The sequence below is a fragment of the Zunongwangia pacifica genome, assembly GCF_023499215.1.
Classification (GTDB): domain Bacteria; phylum Bacteroidota; class Bacteroidia; order Flavobacteriales; family Flavobacteriaceae; genus Zunongwangia; species Zunongwangia pacifica.
In genome coordinates this window covers 14446-36961 of record NZ_JAKHSK010000031.1, presented here as the reverse complement: position 1 = coordinate 36961, position 22516 = coordinate 14446, and the positions used below count along the sequence as shown (strand labels likewise).

At 36.9% G+C, this 22516-nt stretch carries 15 protein-coding genes; 5 read left to right on the top strand and 10 right to left on the bottom strand.

Translation table 11 applies throughout. From position 1 onward, the window contains the following. Nucleotides 1-52: 52 nt before the first annotated feature. Together L1967_RS17270 and L1967_RS17265 are read left to right on the top strand one after the other, a co-directional pair. Nucleotides 53-571 carry a DUF421 domain-containing protein gene (locus L1967_RS17270; RefSeq protein ID WP_249602754.1) on the top strand — a complete coding sequence of 173 codons (519 nt, stop codon included), beginning with the start codon at nt 53-55 and terminating at the stop codon, nt 569-571. A gap of 83 nt (nt 572-654) precedes the next feature. Next, nucleotides 655-1266, top strand: coding sequence for an FMN-binding negative transcriptional regulator (locus tag L1967_RS17265; RefSeq protein WP_249602753.1), 612 nt, complete (start codon nt 655-657; stop codon nt 1264-1266). A 9-nt stretch (nt 1267-1275) separates the two neighbouring features. On the opposite strand, the gene L1967_RS17260 is transcribed toward L1967_RS17265, so the two are convergent. From L1967_RS17260 to L1967_RS17215, 10 genes are all read right to left on the bottom strand, one after another. After that, on the bottom strand, nt 1276-1755 hold the full coding sequence (locus L1967_RS17260) for a hypothetical protein (RefSeq protein ID WP_249602752.1): 480 nt from the start codon (nt 1753-1755) through the stop codon (nt 1276-1278). A gap of 82 nt (nt 1756-1837) precedes the next feature. Continuing rightward, nucleotides 1838-2545 carry a TerC family protein gene (locus tag L1967_RS17255; protein ID WP_249602751.1) on the bottom strand — a complete coding sequence of 236 codons (708 nt, stop codon included), beginning with the start codon at nt 2543-2545 and terminating at the stop codon, nt 1838-1840. 139 nt (nt 2546-2684) lie between these two features. Beyond that, complete coding sequence (locus L1967_RS17250; RefSeq protein ID WP_249602750.1) at nt 2685-3110, bottom strand: hypothetical protein; 426 nt, start codon at nt 3108-3110, stop codon at nt 2685-2687. Between the two features lie 306 nt (nt 3111-3416). Beyond that, nucleotides 3417-4748, bottom strand: a complete 1332-nt coding sequence (locus L1967_RS17245; protein ID WP_249602749.1) for a Gfo/Idh/MocA family protein — start codon at nt 4746-4748, stop codon at nt 3417-3419. An 18-nt stretch (nt 4749-4766) separates the two neighbouring features. Then, nucleotides 4767-5720 (bottom strand): formylglycine-generating enzyme family protein, encoded by a 954-nt coding sequence (locus L1967_RS17240; RefSeq protein ID WP_249602748.1) that lies wholly within the window; start codon nt 5718-5720, stop codon nt 4767-4769. 2 nt (nt 5721-5722) lie between these two features. Beyond that, entirely contained in the window at nt 5723-6664 is a 942-nt protein-coding gene (locus tag L1967_RS17235) for a hydroxypyruvate isomerase family protein (protein WP_249602747.1), read from the bottom strand. Between the two features lie 79 nt (nt 6665-6743). After that, a complete protein-coding gene (locus L1967_RS17230) occupies nt 6744-8633 on the bottom strand; it encodes a RagB/SusD family nutrient uptake outer membrane protein (protein ID WP_249602746.1) in 1890 nt (629 codons plus the stop codon). Between the two features lie 19 nt (nt 8634-8652). Continuing rightward, nucleotides 8653-11844: a SusC/RagA family TonB-linked outer membrane protein gene (locus L1967_RS17225; protein ID WP_249602745.1), complete on the bottom strand. Its 3192-nt coding sequence runs from the start codon at nt 11842-11844 to the stop codon at nt 8653-8655. Between the two features lie 729 nt (nt 11845-12573). Continuing rightward, a complete protein-coding gene (locus L1967_RS17220) occupies nt 12574-13503 on the bottom strand; it encodes an ROK family protein (protein WP_249602744.1) in 930 nt (309 codons plus the stop codon). Between the two features lie 29 nt (nt 13504-13532). Beyond that, nucleotides 13533-15749, bottom strand: coding sequence for a hypothetical protein (locus tag L1967_RS17215; protein ID WP_249602743.1), 2217 nt, complete (start codon nt 15747-15749; stop codon nt 13533-13535). 417 nt (nt 15750-16166) lie between these two features. Here L1967_RS17215 and L1967_RS17210 point away from each other — a divergent pair, with 417 nt between their 5' ends. From L1967_RS17210 to L1967_RS17200, 3 genes are read left to right on the top strand one after another with little or no spacing between them, the layout of a single operon-like run. Beyond that, nucleotides 16167-19241, top strand: coding sequence for a SusC/RagA family TonB-linked outer membrane protein (locus tag L1967_RS17210; protein WP_249602742.1), 3075 nt, complete (start codon nt 16167-16169; stop codon nt 19239-19241). A 10-nt stretch (nt 19242-19251) separates the two neighbouring features. Continuing rightward, nucleotides 19252-20712, top strand: a complete 1461-nt coding sequence (locus tag L1967_RS17205) for a SusD/RagB family nutrient-binding outer membrane lipoprotein (protein WP_249602741.1) — start codon at nt 19252-19254, stop codon at nt 20710-20712. 24 nt (nt 20713-20736) lie between these two features. Continuing rightward, the gene (locus tag L1967_RS17200; protein ID WP_249602740.1) at nt 20737-22509 is read left to right on the top strand and encodes a DUF885 family protein; all 1773 of its coding nucleotides are present in this window, start codon (nt 20737-20739) and stop codon (nt 22507-22509) included. The last annotated feature ends 7 nt before the right edge of the window (nt 22510-22516 follow it).

Genomic DNA, 22516 nt, shown 5'->3' with positions numbered 1-22516 from the left:
CGGGGCAAGCCTGGGGGAATAAAACCCTTAATAAGGGATTAAAATCAACAATATGGAGAAATGGTTTGAAGCATCTGGAACAAGCTTAATTGCAATATTACTTAGCGCATTTGGTATTTATATCACTATCATAATTTATACCCGAATAGCGGGAAAAAGAAGCTTTTCTAAAATGTCGAGCTTCGATTTTGCAATGACTATTGCCAGCGGAAGTATTTTAGCTTCAACTATTCTACTAAAGAATGTTAGTTTGCTACAAGGCGCCGTAGGTTTACTGGTTGTTTATATTTTACAAATTGCCACCGCATTTTTAAGAAGGTATCCCTTTTTTCAGAAAATGACCGACAATGAGCCTTTATTGCTCATGGAAGAAGGAAAAATTCTGCATGAAAATTTAAAAAAAGCCCGTGTAACCGAATCTGATTTACGCGGAAAGCTTAGAGAAGCCAATGTAATTCAACTTTCTGAAGTAAGAGCCGTTGTTTTTGAAACCACCGGTGATGTTTCAGTATTACATTCGCCAGATAAAAAATTAGAAGAATGGCTTATCAAAGATGTAAACCGAAATTAGTAATTTGCGACTATAATTTTCACTCGATCATGGAGATTAAATGCTTCGTGGGCGTGATCCGACGATAATTACTTCTGAAAAATATGTATCAGCCAAAAAATTACATAAAGGATGATCCTGAATTTATCTTCAAATTTATCCAAAATCATCCTTTTGCGACTATGGTGAGCAAGTTGAAGAATTTTGTGGCGACACATGTTCCGGTTTTAACTGAAGGTGATGCTCTAAATTTTAAATTATATGCTCATATCGCTAATCATAACGAGCAATTAAAGGCTTTACAGGACGGTGCCGAAGTTTTGCTGATCTTTAGTGGCGCACAAGGTTATGTAAGTTCTTCCTGGTATGCAGAAAAAGACATTAGCACCTGGGATTATTCCGCAGTGCACGTTAATGCACGTATTAAACTTCAGACTCCCCAAGAGTTAGAAAGTTCTTTAAAAAAGTTGGTCAATACTTTCGAAAATCGACAAAAATCACCTCTTTTTTATCATGAAATTCCGCAGCAAATGCTGTTAGATCACTTACCACTCATTACGGGATTTTGGGCCGAACCTTTTAAAATCCAAGGTGTTGCAAAATTACACCAGGGATATAAAAAAGAGGATGTAAAATCTTCCATACATCATTTAGAAAAAGGCGATGCACAACAAAAACTGCTCGCAAGAGAAATTAAAAAGGAGAACGCTTTGTAAAAAAGCTCGTTATAGTTTTACTCTTTTATGAGAAACAGCAACACAGTTTTCGTTATAATCGCAACCTAAAATTAGTTTGCCATTTTCAAAAGAATAGCTACGTCTCCTATTTTGCTCTGCATGTAAAAGTTCCAGATCGTCCACAGCGACCACCTGAATCTGATCATTTTCTATCGTGCTATACCAATCGTACTGAAGACTTACCATATTCCCTTCAATTGAAAAATTACCTATATGGCGATCAAGATAACCTATTACTTCATGAGTCTCTGGGTCTTGAACAAATCGATCTAGGGAATAGGAGGCACTTTCAGAAAAAATAATTTGAGTTACAATCTGATATTCTGTCAAATCAATTGCATCACTTGTCCCCATTGAAGGCCGCATTACATTTTCCCAGGCACCAACAACATCATGTTGCACTGATTCTTCTTTGCTACATGCAAAAATAAATAGGCTTAAAATTAGAACAGGTAAAAATCTCTTCATAATAAACGATTTATTTTCTGATAGATACAAAAATCTTAAAAAGGTTGCTTATGAGATGAAATAAAATTTTATCTAAAAAAAACTACACATTATTTTTACGATAGCGCATATTCAGCATTTCGATAGCGAGCGAAAAGAAAACCGAAAAATAGATATAGCCTTTAGGGACATGATAATGCAAGGCTTCTACAATGAGCATCACGCCAATAAGTATTAAAAAACTTAAAGCTAAAATCTGGATTGTAGGATGATTATTTACAAAATCACTTACTGCTTTGGCAAAAATCATCATTACTAAAATCGAAATAATTACCGCGATGATCATTAAAGTAACCTGAGTAGTTAAACCAACCGCGGTTAAAATGGAATCAAAAGAAAAAATAATATCCAACATGACGATTTGAGCAATGGCCAGACTAAAGGATTTTACTTTAATCTCCCTTTCAGCTTCTTGTTGCCCTTCCACTTTATGATGAATTTCCAGGGTGCTTTTCACCAAAAGAAAAAGTCCTCCTGCTAATAGAATAATATCCCTCCAACTCAAGTCAAAATCACCAAAAGTGACCACTGGTTTAGTTAAACCAATTATCCAGGTTATGCCCAAAAGAAGTAAAACCCTTGTAAACATGGCTAGCGTAAGCCCACCAATCCTGGCTTTCTTTTGCTGGTCTTTTGGCAATTTACCTGCTACAAGCGAAATAAAAATAATATTATCGATACCTAATACTATTTCCATAAATGTTAGGGTAAGCAAAGCCACCCAGGTATCTGCATGAAGAAAAATGTCCATAAAATACTATTGCACCCTAAGAAACCGAAAAAACTACCCAAAAAGAACCAAAACACCAACCATATAAAAAAATAAAAATGCTTCACCCGTTATCAATAACAGGAATTGAAGCATTTTTTTAATTTATCTAATAAAAAGGTTAAACTACCGGCAATTGTGCCAGATAACCTATCCCTTGTAGTACATCTTCTTTCTCTTCTATATCTTTAATTTTTAGTGTTTTTTCACTAATATCATATTTCTGGTCGAAAACTATAAATGCTCTTTCTAGCAAAAGACTGATATAAAACTTTGAAGGTCTTTTTAATCGGGCAGAATTTATACTTAATCCTGCTTTATCCACATATATCACCCTCTGAGAAAAAGGTTTCCAATGTGAAGTGATTTTAATATCACAACCCGATGTTTGTAGATGGCTTAAAAATTCATCTACTACATTATCTGCATAGTGATTATTAAGAAATGCTCTTAAGTCTTGTTGAAAAGCAACACTAGATATAATTTGGTTAGCTCTAGCTACTAAATTATATACCTTTAGATGAGTACCTGAATAATTTAGTTTCATTTTTAAAAAGCTCATTAGTTAGTTGGTTCAAAATTAAATCATTACCATCTAATCTCTTCTAACTTTAACATTAAAAAATTATAAACAAATCACCCTGCTAAAAATTCAAATAAAAACCATACAAAGAATTAAAAATCAAATACTTACATTAAAAAACAAAACACCCAACCGCATTAAAGAAAAACCAAAAATAAAATCAACTGTAAGAAAAATCACAAAGATCCCTGTCGCGAAAATTCTAGAAAAGTTAGCTAGGAATCCGGTATTCATAACTATTAGAACTTCATTGATTTTAACAGAAAGCTTTTATACATATTTTGTTTTACCAGGTGTAGGAATAGGATACTCTCCATTTTCCATTGGTCGTGTTGGCGGAATACTATCCCAGTTTATTTCTTGAGGCATTAATAAATGGTTTGAGTTCATTGCTTCTTCCCAAGTAATTACTTGTCCGCTATAAGTAGCCATACGCCCAATTATTGCAGTCATTGTACTCTTCGCTCCATTTTCTGCATCACTTATAACTTCCCCGTTTCGGATCGCAGCAAATAGCCGATCATGTTCAACTTGATAGGGATTTGGGTCATTTTCTCCCCGATAGGTAAAAATATCATTTCCTTTTATATCTGTAATCCTTGCCACACCGGCATCATTGGTTTCTACTCTTCCTTTGGTTCCCTGAAAAGCTTCTGCTACTTTAGACATTGTTCCCGGTTGATGCCTACACTGACTTGATATCACGGCACCGCTAGGGTAGGTAAATTCTACAAAATGATGATCGAAAATCTCTCCATGCTCAGGACCTTTTCTTACCTGCCTTCCTCCCATACCTTGTGCAGAAATGGGATATTCATCTAAAAACCAATTAGCAACATCGATGTTATGTATATGCTGTTCTAAAATATGATCTCCACACAACCAATTAAAATAATACCAGTTTCTCATTTGATACTCCATCTCGGTTTGCTCTGGTTTTCTAGGATGCACCCAAACACCGGCACTGTTCCAGTACACTTGTCCTGAAACGATATCACCTACCTTATTATTTTTTATCTGGTTGGCAATCTCTATGTAATTTTTTTGGTAGCGCCTTTGTAATCCTACCACTACATTTTGTTTATTTTCTTTAGCAATCTTTGCCATTTTTAACACCTTTCTTATACCAGGAACATCTGTAGCCACAGGCTTTTCCATAAAAACGTGCTTTCCTGCCTGTATAGCATATTCAAAATGGTGAGGCCTAAACCCCGGCGGGGTAGTTAAAATAACTACATCTGCCAAATCTATGGCTTTCTTGTACGCATCAAACCCTATAAATTGATGCTCGTCTTTTACATTAATTTTTTTAGTGCTCTCAAACTCTTCTTTTAAAGCATTATAACTATTATCCAAACGATCTTTAAAAGCATCTGCCATTGCGACTAATTCTATATTCTCATCTGCCTTTAGAGCTTGATTTGCTGCACCTGTTCCGCGCCCACCGCATCCTACCAATGCTAGTCTTAATTTTTTATCATTAAACGTATTAAACATTGAATTTATAGTTGTTGAGGGCATTATCATACCTGCTGTTACAATGGCACTATTTTTACAAAATTCCCTTCTAGAGTTTTTGTTATTTTGGTTATTATATTTCATAATTTAATATTTTAGCGTTTATTCTCCCCAGTATTTTTTTAACTCTTGGACCGAAGGAGGATTGGGGTCTCGTACTATTCTAAATCCAACGAATGGCGCATCGGTATTCCACCATTTACTTTTTGGAAATTGAGGATCTCTTCTTTTCCATTCTTTACTAGAAAAGAATCTCGCGCTACTTCTTAATTTAAAAGCCTCATCTTTATATGATCCTCCTCTCACACTTTTAGGGTATACCGAAGTTGGTACGTTGAAGGGATTTTCACTAATTTCATCGTCACTTTTGTAATATTTTGGATCATAGGCATCCAGCGTCCACTCGGCTACATTTCCATAAACATCATAAAGTCCCCATGGATTTGGCTGCTTTTCTCCTACTTTGTGATAAGAAGCATCACTATTTGCCGCATACCAAGCAAAATCCTCTAAAGCTACAGGATCGTCTCCAAAAAAATAGGAGGATTCACTACCCGCCCTGGCAGCATATTCCCATTCGGCCTCAGTTGGCAGACGGTAAAAATCTCCTGTTTTTGCAGAGAGCCACTTACAAAACTGAGAAGCGGCTAAATATGTTACATTTACTACAGGGAGGTCTTTTCCTTTTCCCATACCTAAACTCATGTCTACGTATGGGATAGTCGCACCCGAGACTGCATCAATTTCAACTTTAATTAGATCTGATTTCTGAAATTCCTGATCTTCTATGCTACGCTCTAAGTACAAATTATACAAATCCCAGGTGGTTTCGTATTGGGCCATCCAAAACTCATCTAGCTGTACTTTATGAGCCGGTTTTTCTTCTTCTGGAGATTGCTCATTCCCTCCCATAATAAAGCTTCCTGCAGGAATTGCTATCATTTCGAGCTTAAGACTAGTTCCCGGAAAATCTAACGTATAGTCTTGTAGCTTGCTTTGTGCATAATTAATTATAGATAAAAAGAAAAAGAAAGTAAAAACACAGTATTTCTTCATCCTTAAAAATTATCTGATACTTTATAGGCTTCTATAACTGCTAATTCTCCTTGTTTGCCTTCACCTGAATTTCCATGCTCCATCCCGATAACTCCTTTATAGCCTTTTTGATGAATATATTTAAAAATGTTATGATAATTAATTTCACCTGTCGTAGGTTCATTTCTACCTGGATTATCACCCACTTGAAAATAACCTATTTCATCCCAGCAGGCTTCGATGTTAGGAAGCAAATTGCCTTCCTGAATTTGCTGATGATAAACATCGAAAAGAATCTTGCAGGATGGGCTCGCTACCGCTTTACAAATTTGATAGGCCTGAGGAGATTCTGAAAGAAAGAGTCCCGGATGATCTCTAAAATTTAATGGTTCTAATACCATCGTGATTTCATGAGGTTCTAAAATTTCTGCGGCATATTTTAAACTTTCGATCACATTGGCGGTTTGATATTGTATATTTTGCCGAACATTTATATATCCGGGAACTACAGTAACCCATTTGGCATTTACTCGTTTAGCAACTTCTACAGATTCTCTTATTTCTTTTAAAAACTCATCTCTAAGTGTCTTATCACCATTTGTTAAATTAGGAGAGGTCCAATAAATTTTATGGGCTACAAAGACGCCCATGGTAATGTTTCTCTTTTGCATGGTAGCAGCCATTTTCTCCTGTACTTCTATAGGCCTATCCTTCATCCCATTATCTTCAAAAGCGGTAAACCCCTGATCTGCCATAAAATTTAATTGATCTATAGGATCTTCTCCTGCTAAATTTTTAAACATTCCTAAATGGGGTGCGTACTTTAAGTGGAATTGATCAGGAGCCTTCTCTTCTTTTAATATATTAATATCACTGCTTATCGCTTTAGGATATACACTTAAACCTCCAATCCCTGCTAATGCTGAAATTTTCAAATTTTGCTTTACAAAATTTCTTCTATTCATGACTTATAAATTAATTTTAGGAAGATCATCTAAGCCTAAACTTAATATAAAGTTAGGCTTAGATGACTAATTACAACCTTTAATAACCTGGATTTTGAACCAGCAAATCGTTTCTATTCATTTCGTCTCGATGAATCGAAATAAAATACATTTTATCTAACCATTGACGATTCTCCACACCTGGATTTAACTCAGCCGGTGTGTAGTTATAATTATAAGAGTCTGGATCGTAATGATATTGCGTTACATTGGCTCCTGATTTTAAGGTAGCTCTTACTTCAATGGTTCTAATTTGCTTTCCAAATTTTTCAGGTGCAATCATCCATCTTCGAACATCATGAAATCGATGTTCTTCATAGGCTAATTCTACTCTCCTCTCATTGCGATAACGATCCATTAATTCCTCTCCGGTATCTGTTATTGCGGGCATCCCTGCACGGAATCTAATTTTATTCAGCCATTCTCTCGCAATATCTTCTCTCCCTGTTTCTATTGCTGCTTCAACATAGTTTAAAACCGCTTCGGTATACCTAAACAAGGGAAAAGGAATAGTTTGCCGAGTATTTTGGTCTATTATTGCCGGATCGGGATCTATGAATTTCCGCATAGTATAACCTGTATAACTTCCGTTCCAATCCTCAATATCACTATTTCGGGTATCTAAGCCCCAATAGGTTACTTTTTCTCCATTATTATTAATGATTTCGTATCTACCTGTTTGTATTTGTCCATAAGGATCACTTCCTGCTACGTCACTTGTTCTTGGCTTCCAATCTGCCCCATCGTATAAAATTGACGCGTAAAATCGAGGATCCCGATCCTGATAAGGCGCACTAGCATGTTCCTGGTTAGACCAACTAAAGGTTTCCCCTTCAATAGTCTCGTATGCATCTACTAAATCCTGGGTAGGAGTATTCCCTGACCAGTTATGATATCCATTAGGTCCATTATACAAGTTTATATTAGCTCCTCCTTCATTTTTTTCGTCCACGAAATAGCGCCCTAAAATAATTTCCTTACTTCCTTCGGCATCAGCAACAGCGCTTCCTCCTGCAAGTGAAGCGGCTATATAGTTTGCTTCTCCTTGTTCTGGAGATACTTTTTCTGATAAATCTAACTTATATCCTTGTCCTTCCTGAACTACTTCTTGGGCTGCATTAAAAGCTAATTCCCAACGGTTTGACTGACTTCCTGAGGTATAACCTAAATACTCTGGATTGGAGTAACCAGAAATTAAAGACGAATTTGCTGATGCTGTTGCGATATCATGTAAATCACTGGCTGCATATAATAAAACCCTTGCTTTTAAAGCTTTTGAAGCAAGACTACTGGTTCTACCATTACCTAAATCAGTGCCTTCCAACAAACTTGCAGCGGTCTCACAATCGTCTACAATAAATGTTATAAGCTCCTCGAAAGTAGCTCTTGGCACTGAATAATCTGCTGTACCTAATTCATATACGAAATCAATAATGGGTACTGCTCCATAATACCTCATTAATTGTTGGTAAAAGAAGGCGCGCATAAAATATGCTTCTCCCAGCATCTCGTCTATTTCATCTTGAGTCACATCGCTTCCAAATGAAGGATTCTCCAAATTCTCTATAGCGATATTAGTTGCTCTTATACGGCTATACATATCGCTCCAATTATAATTGTAATTTATCCAACCCTGATCGGCAGGATTACTTCTAGATTCTGTAATAGTGTTTATACCTCTTCCCGGGTGTGTAAATAAAGCTTCATCTGTTAAAGAGGCTTGCATTTGCTCATCAAAACCTCCTTGTCCAAAACCATTATAAAGTTCTAACACAAAAGCTCTCGCTAGAGAAGGATCTCGCCACACCTCTCTATCTGTAACCTCGTCGAGAGGTTTGGTGTTTACGAAATCATCATTACATCCAGTAAAAGAGATCACTGCTATCAGGCCTATAAATAAATATTTTTTTATATATCTTAAATGCTTCATGACTTTCTGAATTTTCTAATTAGAAATTAATACTTGCTCCTAGATTAATAATTTTGGACTGCGGATAATATTGCCCGATAGAGTTTACCGCTTCTGGATCGAAAGATTCCATACCCGTCCAAGTCACTAGGTTATATGCGTTTACATAAAGCCTAAAATTATTTATTCCCACTTTATCTGCTATTTTTTGTGGAAGATTATATCCTAATTCAATATTTTTCAATCTTAAATAATCGGTACTTTGTAACCAATATGTATTGCCATACGAATAATATTGGTCTCCTCGATCTGCTATTCTAGGGTGCTGACTACTTGGGTTATCAATAGTCCATCGATTATCGTACACTTCTTTTAAATAGTTCCCTATAGATCCAGACTCATCTGCACCTACCCGTAATTCTCCTCCTGCGGCTCCTTGAAACAATACTGACAGGTCGAAATCTTTATATTGAAAATTAAGATTTAAGCCTCCTTGAAAAGTTGGCTGTGTTGTTTTATCTCTCCTTACCTGGTCATCTGGAGTAATTGCACCATCGCCATCATAATCTTTGTACTTCATGTCTCCAGGCCTAAGATTATTTGTTATTGCACTATAATCTATGGTATTATTATCTATTTCTTCTTGTGTAGCAAAAACCCCATCGTACTCATAATACAAGCCCGCATTGATCATTCTACCAGTAGACCGTTGCCACTCGGGTGCTCCAGGTGCTTCATCCCAGAATACAATCTTGTTTTTAGCATACCCTCCATTAACGCTGGCACTAAACATTAAATCACCAAACTGATTATTGTAACCTAATTGGAAATCCCATCCTCGGTTTTCTACTTCGCCAATATTTTCAGCAGGAAGACTCATCCCTGTGGTTTGTGGAACAGAAGCATTTCTTCTCCATAATATACTACTGCGTTTATTAAGGAAAAGATCTAAGGTAAAATTCACTTTCCCGTCCCACATACGGCCATCAAAACCAAGGTTATAATTATTTGCGACCTCCCATGTTACCGCGGTATTGGGCACACGAGTTTCAAATAAGGTTTGACTTAGCGCACTACCTGTTACATAATTACTGAATCCATAAGTTGCGAAGTATTGATATTCTTGCAATTCGTCATCATAATAAATATTATCATTCCCCATTTGCCCATACGAAGCTCTTATTTTGAAAAAGTTGATTAGCTTAAGGTTCTCTTTCCAAAAATTCTCTTCAGAGACTCTCCATCCAATCATCACCCCTGGAAAAAATCCGTATCTGTTGTCCTCAGGGAACATATAACTACCATCGTATCGCCAAAGAAATTCTGCTAAATATTTCTCTTTATAATTATAGCCAACTCGACCAAAATAATTTAGCCTTGCTCTTTCCCAAGCCCGGCCATCATTATCTTTTTCTGCATCTCCTCCTGCAAAAAGCTGATCTATTACGGTAGAAATAAAATAACGCCGATAGGCACTAAAGCTATCATTTCTTATCGTTTCTCTGTTTACTCCGGCAAGCACATTAACTTGATGGAATCCAAATTTTCTTTCAAAGTTTAAAACTCCTCCTAATAAAATATTTAACTGATCTTGATTTCCCTGGTTTAAATTAGGCTCTGCGGGGCCTCTTTTTCCTCTCACTAGCTCTGGAGTACCATCATCAGTATATCCTCCCTGCCAAGTATATAGGTACCATGGTATTTCCCACCTTTTAGTTTGTTGAATATATTTATCTACTGCAGCGGTTCCGGTAAATTTTAAACCCTTTACCCAGGGGATCTCTATATCTAATTGGCCATTAGATTGAAAATAATACCTCCGATCTTTATCGTAGCCTGTTTGATCTGTAGTAATAACCACTGGATTTTCTCCATATTCTATATCGGGCCCAGGCATACCATTTGGCCAGTATGCAGGCTGGGTAGGAGAACTACGCATTAACATTCTAAAAATACTAGAGGCAGGTTTTGTTGGATAATTACGATCTTCCTGCCTTCCTAGCACACCTATTTTTGCAGTTATATAATCGTTGATTTTAGCATCCATATTTAACCTGATATCATATTGTTTATAATTGGTTGCCGATTTCTTATAATAGGCATCCTGATTTTGATATCCAATTGTAGATAAGATCTTTAAATCTTCTGTCCCTCCGCTAATTTGCAAGGTATGCCTACTTTGTGTCGACCAGTCCTTTAAAGTTTCAGAGAACCAATCGGTATTTGGATGAAACCAGGGATCACTACCATCTTGAAACTGACTAATATCATCTGGTGAGAATGGAGCGGTAACTTCGTCCCCCGATGGCCTTGTATAAACACCGTTACTCATAAAGCCGGCATTCGCAGCACTCCATTCACTTACGGGAAGCTTGTAAATTTCCAGTTCATTACGCATCATAGCGTATTGCGATGCATTGGCAAGATCGGGGATAACGGTAGGCTGTGAAAAACCTAAATTATAATCATAGGACAATGATGTTTTTCCTACTTTCCCTCTCTTAGTAGTTACCAAGATTACTCCATTTGCTGCACGAGCTCCATAAATTGCAGCTGAGGCGTCTTTAAGTACTGATATATCTTTAATATCTGCAGGATTAAGCCTGCTAAAACCTCCTTGCCTATCTGGAATTCCATCAATAACTACCAGAGGACTATTATCCCCAAAAGAATTACTTCCCCTAATACTAATCGTTGAACCGTCATAACCAGGCTCACCACTATTTTGTGTAGCAACGACCCCTGGCATTCTTCCTGTTAACGCGTTAGAAACGTTTAAAGTAGGTGATTTGGCTAACTCCTTACTACTAACTGTCGCAACAGCACCGGTAATTACTTCTCGCCGCTGCTCGCTATAGCCTACTAATACAACTTCATCTAATTGTGCCTGATCTTCGTCCATAACTACATCTATAGAAGTTTTTCCTTTTAAACTCATTTCCATGGTTTTATATCCCATAAAAGAGAATACTAAAACAGCATTGTTAGAAGACACATTAAGTTCGAAATTCCCATCAAAATCGGTAACTACTCCATTAGAAGTTCCTTTTTCGATGACACTTACACCCGGCATCGGTAACTGATCGGCTGAAGATTTTACAGTCCCTCTAATTTGAGATTGAAATACAACACTTTCTAATTTGAGAGATGATGCGGTAAGTGAAGAGAGCGCAAATAAACTAAATACGATAAAAGCAAAAGGCTTCAACCTAATGCAAAAGTTTTTTTCCATTCGAAAATCTTTAATTGGTTAGAAAATTAATCGAAAACGTTTTCGTTTTTAAATAAAAAAACAGTCAGAATGACCATAAGAAAATTTAAAACAAATAACACTTAAAAATATGTTATCGAATATATAAATTAATTAACATATCTCAAAAAATATATTAATTAAATACTAATATACTACATAAGGTTTACATTACAGTAATCCCCCTCAGTATCCCAAAGCTCTTTATTTTGAGTACAGGGATTATCTTACTATGCACTAAAATTCCTGTTTAGGTATTCTACCTAGCATTCTTGCATCATCTACTTACATGCAACAATTGTATATATTCAATATGGAAATGGTATGAACTGAAAATTATTTTCGAAATTCATTTACTTCCGTCTCCAAAATTTGAATTCTAAGTTTCAAAAATGAAGATTGAATAGCTACTTGAAGTACCTTGTAAAAGTATTTTAGGTTATGGGCCAAATTATATGAAACCTCAACCAACTTAATAATCAAATTCCCCCTCTTTGAAGTCATATCCAGAAAATTGAGATGTTTTCACCCCCAAGGAGCTGAATTAAATTGGAGCGCTTAGGTCTAATTTATGACGCCCAGAAAATCAAAAAAATCTCTCATGCTGAATATGGGGCATGAGAGATTTTATTATTACGAAAATCGACAAATTACAAGTAAAATTTTCACCTGTTTATCGAGATTAGATTTAAAATAATACCGATGCTAAAATTATATACTAGGCAATGCTGTACGAATTCTTTCCCAAAAATCAGGATTAAAGAGATAGGCTGCTCCTATAACCCCAACTTTTTCGGCTTCAGTAACAATTCTAATCTTGGTTTTTAGCTTCCCTTCTGCTATACAAGCCTCTAGTATGTCCAGAAAATAAGCCGAAGCTTTGGCAATATTTCCGCCGATAAATAAAACATCTGTATCAAAGGCTTTAAGGTGAGGGTATAAAAACTCGCATAAATTATTACCAAAATCGGTAAATACCTGCTTCATATTTTCAGGATCACTATCAAGAAGTTCTTTTACACCAAGACCGGTAATATCATTACCGGTTAAATCACCGTAATGATTGATAAGCCAACGTGTGGAAAAATAATCATCTGCAATGCCCTCTTTAAAATTTTTATCCCATAAACAGCCATTTTCAGGAACTCCGCTGCCCCAAATTAAAGGCACCTTATTTTCTAGAAAAGTAGCGCCAAAACCAGTACCCAAAGTAATAGCTATGGTTCGCTCTTCATTTAAGTTTTCTAAAAGATCACTGCCCACCCCAAACGACGAAGCATCGTTTAAAAATCGCAATTCAATCCCACTGTTTTTAATTTCCGTGGCAAGTCCATCAAGTACCGATACATTATAAAGACTTTCATATTTATCATTTCTCTCGTACTTACCAATTCCCCTTGCATAATCAAAAGGTCCGGGAATTGCTATACCTACACCTAAAATAGTATTATAGCTAGCATCCACCGCTTTAATGGAATTATTTAAACAGGATGCCCATTGCTTAAAAATAACTTCTTTAGGGGATTTATTATCTATTTTTTGATTGTAATAACTGTTTTCTATTACAGAAAAAGAATCTAAGTCTATGGCTGCACTGGTGATATGGGTTCCCCCAATATCTGCGCCTATGGCTATATTCATTTAATCTAAATTTTGAAAATTTATGTTCATCACCATTTTATTAAGAGTTTCACTCCTTCGGGATTATTTGCAAATTGTAAAAGTAAGGTTTTACTCTTTTGGTCATATTGGTAATATGCTCCTGGTGATTTACGTAATGATTTATTATTTAATAATATCGATTTTGGTTGTTGCGGAAGTAAAATTCTCATGCTATTGTTGGTATCCAGCGGACTCTTACAAACAAAAGAATAGGATGTGGTACGCACTTCTTCCTCGTAAATTCTACTTGCCGAAGCCAAAACTTGTGGTTTATCTTTGTCTTCTACATTATTAATATTATACAAAAAGCTTTGCTCTCCCGGTTTGGTGATCTTTTCTGAAAGAACTGGTAACTCTGGATCGAACAAATCGATATAACTCCCTCTGGTTATTACCGGATTCTTAGAAACACTTTCATCTAAAGTGGCAACAAGTTCATAAGCTCCCCTAACCAATGTAAAACTGTTTTTATACTGAAGCTTCTGCCCGTTATTCACTTCAGCATAGGCAGTATTCACGGTATTTAAAAAAGCTTCATCACCATTTTTATTCATTACAAAATCCTTTGGATTCTGCTTTATAAAATAAACTTTCCCTTTCCCTGCCTGGTAAACTTTATTAACCTCTGGATAATCGATATTCAGCAAATCGGTTAAATGTTCTATCGGTTTTTTATAACTAAAATCACCTGTATTCCACCATTCTTTCACCTGCTGGTAAGGATCATTATCGGCACCGGCATAAACTAAAACTCCGCCTTTCTTAATCCATTTGGCAAGATATTCATGCTCTTCAGGATTATTGGGTTTCATATTTGAATAACTAAGAATCAATATTTTTTTAGCCTGAAGACTTTGTTGATATCCAAGATTTTCTAGATGAACTGTGCTAACAGGAATTCCTCTTTTTAAGAGTGGAAAAGTCTGCCCATAAAAATTTGAAAAATTAGGATCTTTATAGTCATCGTGATTTGGGAAGGTTTGAAACATCAGTGAATTGCTCATTGCCACCGCAATCCCCTGGTCACCGCTCACCTTATTTTCAGAAACCTGGATATTGTTTAATGCATTTATCATAATCTGCATTTGCATTGAATATGTTTTGGGGATAAGGATTTTCTTATCGGTTCCTGCCACACTGTATGGTCGCGTATATATTCTTTCTGGCCAGGGCATCACTTCGTAATTCGCATTTCCGGGATATAATAATTTTGCGACAAATGTAGCCTGGTAATTCTTTTTATAGTCTTCCCAACTTTGGTTTCGATCTTCTATGGGATCTGTAAGAAAGAAAATTTTCCTGTTGGTCGGTGCCGTCATAGAAACCATAGAACCATACTCCAAAAAAGCGTTTTCAAAGGTTCTCTCTTTCAAAATACCATTAAAATAATTTGGTGTTCTTGAAGTTCCCGTCCAAACCTGGGCAATATACCCATCGATTCCCTCTAAAGAAGCAAGACTAGCCTCTGGACTCACAATATGCCATGCCGAATAATTCACTAAAGAATGTGTTGGAATATATACTTTTACATCCAATCCTTTCTCGTTACCATAAGTTTTTGCAAACTTAGAGACTTCGTCGATGGCATTGTAATAAAGCTGATATTTTAGCTTATTAGACAACCATGTACTTTCTGGAGATTGGCACTGTGGCTGCCAGGCAAATCCATAGTGATCTTCCCATTCCTTTTTAAACTGAGAGCTGTAACCTGCCCTGGCCCAAAACTCAGGCTCCTCTAAATAGATGGAGCTAATGCCGGCATCGATCACTTTTTTTATTATGGCCGTTTTCATGTAATTTAAAAACGACTTGTTAGGAACGATATATGGCACATGCTCACCATGCCAAATAGTATCACCACTTTGTTCTACCTGTCCCTCATTAAGATGTAGTTTACCGTCCCACTCTCCTAAAAAATAATCCTGATAAGAACCCCAGGCGATCCCCGTCATAAAATGAGTAGTATATCCTTTATCCCTCCATGATTTTACCCTACTCATAAACGTAGACGTAAGATCGTGATCTGAAGGATTTCCATTAACTCCATAAACAATAGCAACATCACTTCGGATATCAATCTGAGGTAGCCATTTACTACTAGTTTGAAAAGCAGTTTTGGCTCTGGAAGTATTAGAGGCTTTATTTGTTTGCGCTAAAGCAACCGAAGTAAAAAAAATAATCTCGCAGAAAATCCCTATTCTTAATAATTTTAAGTGCATTCTCATTATAAACAATTCAAAATTAGATTTATATCTCGACAGCTTCCGCTTTTAAAATTTCTAAATAATATTCTAAGATCATAAACAAAAGAAAGTCCTGAATACATTAAAACGTTTTAGCAAATTAAAGCATTTTCGGCGAATTATAGAAATCCAAAGTCTGATCGCAATAACTACTTCACCAATAATACTTCTAACACTTCCAAATTACTGTTTAGTCTTTTTAAGACTTAAAAGAGGCAATTACATAATAACCAAAAAAACTAAATTAAATTAAAATAACACATACATAAAACGTTTTTTCAATTCATTATTTTCACTGTTAAAGCTAATAAAGTATTAATAAGTGATAATTTTAAGTTAAAAAACAATACTTACAATATTTAGCTTAGCTACAATTCCCAAACAACTAAAAATTAAAATATGCTTCAAAAAACCAATTCACAAGTAATCCCCTTAATGTATAAGCAGAAAATCTACCTTCTCTTATTGATGCTTTTCATTATGAGCACAAGTCTTTTTGCTCAGAATCAAATTACAGGAAAAATCACCGACAATAATGGAATGCCGTTATTAGGCGCTACCATTGTCGTTAAAGGAACCTCTAACGGTACACAATCTGACATGGATGGAAATTTCTCCCTGCAGGTTACCAATCCGCAAAACGCCATTTTAGTCATTTCGTATGTTGGATTTTCTACACAAGAAATACCGGTAAACGGAAAAAATTCTATTGAAATCACTTTAGCAGAAGATTCTGAAGCGCTTAGTGAGGTAGTCGTAACTGCCCTAGGAATTAAAAGTGAAAAAAGAGCTTTGGGATATGCCACTGCTGAAGTTGATGGTGGTAACCTAAGTTCGGTAAAAGCCACTAACAATTTTGTAAATGCTTTGAGCGGTAAAGTTGCCGGAGTACAAATCTCCAGTGCTTCCAGTCAGCCTGGTAGTGGCGCCCGTATTGTGATTAGGGGTGGTTCTTCAATTACAGGAAATAACCAACCACTCCTGGTTGTAAATGGTGTTCCCTTTGATGCTGCTAACGGAAGTAGTTCTTCAGGACTCGCAGATATCGATCCTAATGCTATAGAAAGTTTAAGCGTATTAAAAGGTGCGGCAGCATCGGCATTATATGGTAGTGAAGCGGCTAACGGTGTTATACTGGTAACCACAAAATCCGGTACTTTTAACATGAAACCGGTTATTACCCTTAGCAGTTCTATAAGTTTTGATGAAATTTACGAAATCCCTCTTCAGGACCAGTGGTCACAGGGATATTGGGAGAATGAGGATTGGGTTTATGTCGATGGAAATTCTTCGTTTGCCTCCACCAGTTTTGGCCCAAGAATTTCAGATGTCCCCGGTGCAAAACTATATGATCGCTGGGATATTTTCGAAACCGGAATTACAAATGAGAATAGTATTAGCATCACTGGCGGCGGTGATAAAGCGTCATATTATGTTAGCTACAGCAATTTAAATAATAACGGTATTTTATCACCTCTGGAGTTTAGAAGAAATTCGATAAATGCTAATACTTCTTTTAAATTCACTCCTAAACTTAAGGTTTCTTCAAACATTCTCTACACAACTCAAAAGAACGAACGTCTTTTTGAGGATAGCTCTAACAGTTCTTTTATGAATACGTTGATGGCTACACCCAATACGTGGAATCCTTATCCAATATATGATGAAGATGGAAACCTTAGGTCTTACCGAGGAGGCTCCAGAGACCCCTATACCTGGGTACTGGATAATGTTGGCACTAATAACGAAAGAGATCGCTTCGCAGGAACGTTTATTATCGAATATGAAATTTTAGATCATCTAAGCTTTAGATCTGTAACCGGGATTAGCACCACAAATGCTCATACCGATTCCCATTACAATCTTGGAGGTTATGCATCGGTACAGGGTAGTTATAGTTCTTCAGAAAAATTTAGCCGTGATATAGAGTCTACCGAAACGATCACCTACGATAATGATTTTAGTGATTTTGAAGTAAATGCCATGATTGGCCATAATATTCAGGAAAACAAATGGAGAGAAAACTATTTTAATGGAAACGGGCTTATACTTCCCGGAATTTACAACTCAACCAATGTTAGTGGTTATTCGGCATATGTTGATCGCGAAATGTTTAGGTCATACTCATTTTTTGGCCAGGCGATGATTGGATACAAAAAAATGCTGTACTATACGGTAACCGGAAGAAATGACTGGGCTTCCAGCCTTGCGGATAGTTTTTTCTATCCCAGCCACAGTTTAGGAATTGTATTTACCGAATTACTCCCAAAAAATGACCTGTTAAATTTTGGTAAGCTTAGGGTAAGTTACGCTAAAGTAGGCGCGCCGGCAGACGCGTATGCCAGAAACAATCCATTAGTTTCGGCTGGCGGTGATGGGGTAATGTGGCCGTTTAATGGCCAGAGAAGTTATTTATCTTCTTCTAGAATCCCTAATAACAATCTTACAAACGAATTTAAAAGCGAAGTAGAGCTTGGATTAGAGCTACGATTACTTAAAAGTCGTTTAAACTTCGATATTTCATACTACCATAACTGGAGTGACAATCAAATATTATCAGAACAATTTTTAGCCTCTACGGGATATACTTATGGAACCGTAAATATTGGTGGGATCACCCATAAAGGGCTTGAAGTAGGGATTAATGCCACACCAATACAAACCGAATTTTTTAATTGGGATGTAAGCCTTAACTGGTCTAAAGACAACTCTAACGTAGATCGATTAGGTGCCAATAACGAACCAATAAGTGTTGGCTCTTACGGTTATGCGATCGTAGACCAGCCCTACCCCGTTATTTATGGCCTGGGCTTTTTAAGGGACGATGAAGGAAGACTGGTACTAGATGACACGCCTGGTTTAAGTTATGGTAGGCCTCTTGCTGATAATAGTGGAAATCAGATTTTAGGACAAACGGCGCCAGAGTGGATTGGAAGTTTAAGAAACACTCTAAACTATAAAAACCTTTCTCTCATGTTTCAATTTGATGTTTCTAAAGGGGGCAATCTTTATAGCCTTAATGATCATTATCTAACCTATTATGGCATGGCAGATCATCAAAATAATCGGCCAGATGATAACATGATAACTTTTGATGGTGTAATGGGACATTACGATTCGGCTACAGGGGAAGTAGTTGTAACAAGCGAAACACCCGAGGCTACAAGATATGATCTTTACTATCAAACCGTAGCACAATCGGTGTTAGAAGATAATATTATGCCAAAAGATTATATAAAGCTTAGAGAAGTACAGCTTGCTTATAACCTACCTAATAAACTTGTTGCGAGTGCCGGTTTACAGGATGTACAAATCGCTTTCTCCGGAAGGAACTTATGGAGGAGCTTTCATGACGATTTCGAAGGACCGGATCCCGAAATAAATACCGATGGTATCACTAACGGGAATAGCTACTTAAGCTACAGCTTACCTACTACAAAAACATACTCAATTACCTTAACTGCCAAATTTTAAAATGAGAATTATGAAAACGATACAACAACTATATAAAATTCGATTTTTAATATTTTTTAGCGCCTTTTTTATTGCAGGTTGCGAATCCTGGACAGATATCGATACCGACCCAGATAGCATTACCGCGGGCCCATCGATCACAGAAGAAGTAATGCTAATTGGAGTTGAAGCCGAATGGGTTGCCATGGCCAATGAAAAATTCGAAACCTGGTATGGTTATCCCACTTGGTTGTCCTGGTTTGCGATCGAAGGTTCTAACGCCATTGTAAATGTGGATCCCGGATTTGGCAACGAAGTTTGGAACGCCTACTCTTATTCTTTAAAACACGCGGTAGAGCTTCATGATTTTGCTGAAGAAAACGGAAATACTTACTATCAGGGAATTGCCAGTGTAATCGCAGCGCATCAATGGTTTTACATTGCAGATGTATATGATAAGGCACCCTTAGAACAGGCCATGACTGGTTTAGAAAACCAACAGCCAGAACTGGCCACACAGGAAGAATTGTACGCTCATGCAAATGCTCTTTTAGATGAAGCAATTGACCTTTTTCAAAATACGGATGGCGGAGAACTTTTACCGGGACAAGACGATTATATGCTAAATGGTGATATTGATAACTGGACCCGTTTTGCATATTCTTTAAAAGCCAGACAGACCATGAGAAGAATTTATGCGCCAGGGGTAGACCAGGACGAGCAAATCACGGCAATACTTTCTTACCTTGAAAAAGGGATGACTTCTAACCAGGATAACGTAATGTGGGAACACCTCGAAGATCTGGGAAACGCCAACCCATTATATAACTACATGACCAGAGCTTATAGTGGAGGCCGTGGATTAACTCCGGGGAACTTCCTTATCGATATGATGAACGAGTTTGAAGATCCCAGAAGACCTATAATGTTTACCAATGCCGAAGCAGATCCAGATGGATTTATGGGGCATTATGCAGGTTCTGCCGTGCAGGCAGGGAATAGACCTAGCCATTACCGGTTCGATTATCTTTCTATGTCGTACCCAGACCATATTATGCTTTATTCTGAATCTAAATTTTTAGAAGCTGAAGCTTATGCATTTAGAGGCGAATGGGATTTAGCTGAAGCCGCCATGAAAGCAGGAAACCGCGCCGACATGGAGTATATGGAAGTTCCCGAAGAAGAAATTGAAAGCTACAATGCGCAGGCATCATTAACTATGCCCAACAATTTAGAAGAGGCACAACAACTTATTATTCAGCAAAAATATGTATCAAACATTTTTAGGACCGGGGAAACCTACTTTGATTATGTAAGGACCGGTTACCCTGAATTTGATTTTGAATATATGATCCAAAATACCAACGCCAATACCACTTTCGCCAGAAGATTCCCTTATCCATTAAATGAAATTGAGCGAAATCCAAACGTGAGTGCAGTTGGCCAGCCCGATTGGTTTAACGAAGGAACTACCTGGGATAATAAAAACTAATTAAAAATAGCTAACTTATATATAATGCTAAAATTCGATAAATTAAAAAGCTATTTTTTTGCTTTAACTTTCTCTGGTATAATGTTTTGCTCTTCTATAGCGCAGTCTCAGGAAGAAAGTTATGTTCCCTGCCAGGTAATGCCCATGCTAATTACCAATCACGAAGCAGATATGGGTGACTTAGTGCGCTATTATTCCCCTTCAAATAGTTTTAGATGGGGAAGAATTTCAGATCCCGGTGGTTCGCAGGAAAGACGAGACCGCATTGTAACACTAAATAAAAAATATCTGGCTGAATTAGATAAAATCAATTTTAGTGAACTTCCGCAGGAGTGTAAAGTAGATTATATTTTATTTAAACGTGATCTTAAATACGATATTAATAATGCAAAACAACATGATAAAATCTATACTGAAGTTAAAAACTGGTTTCCCTTTTCAGAAAACATCTATAAATATCTAAAGTTAAGACGAAGAGGTTATCAGTTAGATGCTAAAGAAGTTGCACAAAGCTGGAACACTTCAGCTAAACAAATAGATTCATTACTTCCTGTTTTAAAAAAAGAGGAATCACTGAACAACAACCAGATTCAGGAAGCTATTTCAGCTATAGAAGATCTAAAAAATTCAGCAACAAGTATTTTCTCATTTTTTAATGATTATGATCCCATGTTTACCTGGTGGGTTCCTACGACTTACAAAGCTTTAGATTCTAGTTTAGCAGACTATAAAACTGCCTTTCAAGCTAAACTGGAAAACAAACGTCCCGTTGATGAAAGTGGTATTATTGGCTATCCAGCCGGAAGAGACGAGCTGGTAAAACAATTGAAATATGAGATGATTCCCTACAACCCGGAAGAACTTATTGAAATTGCCAATAAAGAGTTCGCATGGTGTGACAAAGAACTTTTAAAAGCTACAGAAGAAATGGGATTTGGCAAAGACTGGAAAGCCGCGCAGGAAAAAGTCAAAAATACATACGTAGCACCGGGCCATCAGCCTGAAGCCATGTTAGATTTGTATAATGAATCTATTGATTTTTTAAAAGAACATGATCTTATTAGCGTACCGCCGTTAGCTGAAGAAACCTGGGGCATGCAAATGATGTCGCCACAAAGACAATTGGTAAATCCCTTTTTTACCGGTGGCACAAACATCACGATTTCTTACCCGACAAGCGAAATGAGCTATGATCAAAAAATGATGAGTATGCGGGGTAACAATCCGCATTTCTCTAAAGCTACCGTTCATCACGAATTAATTGCAGGTCACAATTTAGAAGGTTTTATGAATAGCCGCTATAGAACCTACCGCAACTACCGCACTCCGTTTTGGACAGAAGGCTGGTCACTCTACTGGGAATTATTACTTTGGGACAAAGGTTTTCCCAGTGGACCCGAAGATCGAATCGGCATGTTGTTTTGGCATATGCACCGTTGCGCCCGAATTATCTTTTCATTAAACTATCACTTAGGAAAATGGACTCCACAGGAATGCATCGATTTTCTGGTAGACCGCGTAGGCTTTGAACGCGCCAATGCTGAAGGTGAAGTACGACGCTCTTTTATTGGAAGCTATCCCCCTTTATATCAACTAGCTTATTTAACCGGTGGCAGGCAGTTTTATGCGCTCCGGGAAGAATTGGTAAAAACCGGTAAAATGAGTGATAAAGAATTTCATGATAAAATCATGAAACTTAACTCCATGCCAATAGAAATGATAAGAGCTATATTGACCGATCAGGATGTAAAGGAAGATTTTAAAACATCCTGGAAATTTTACGATTCGATCGATTAGGTTATAA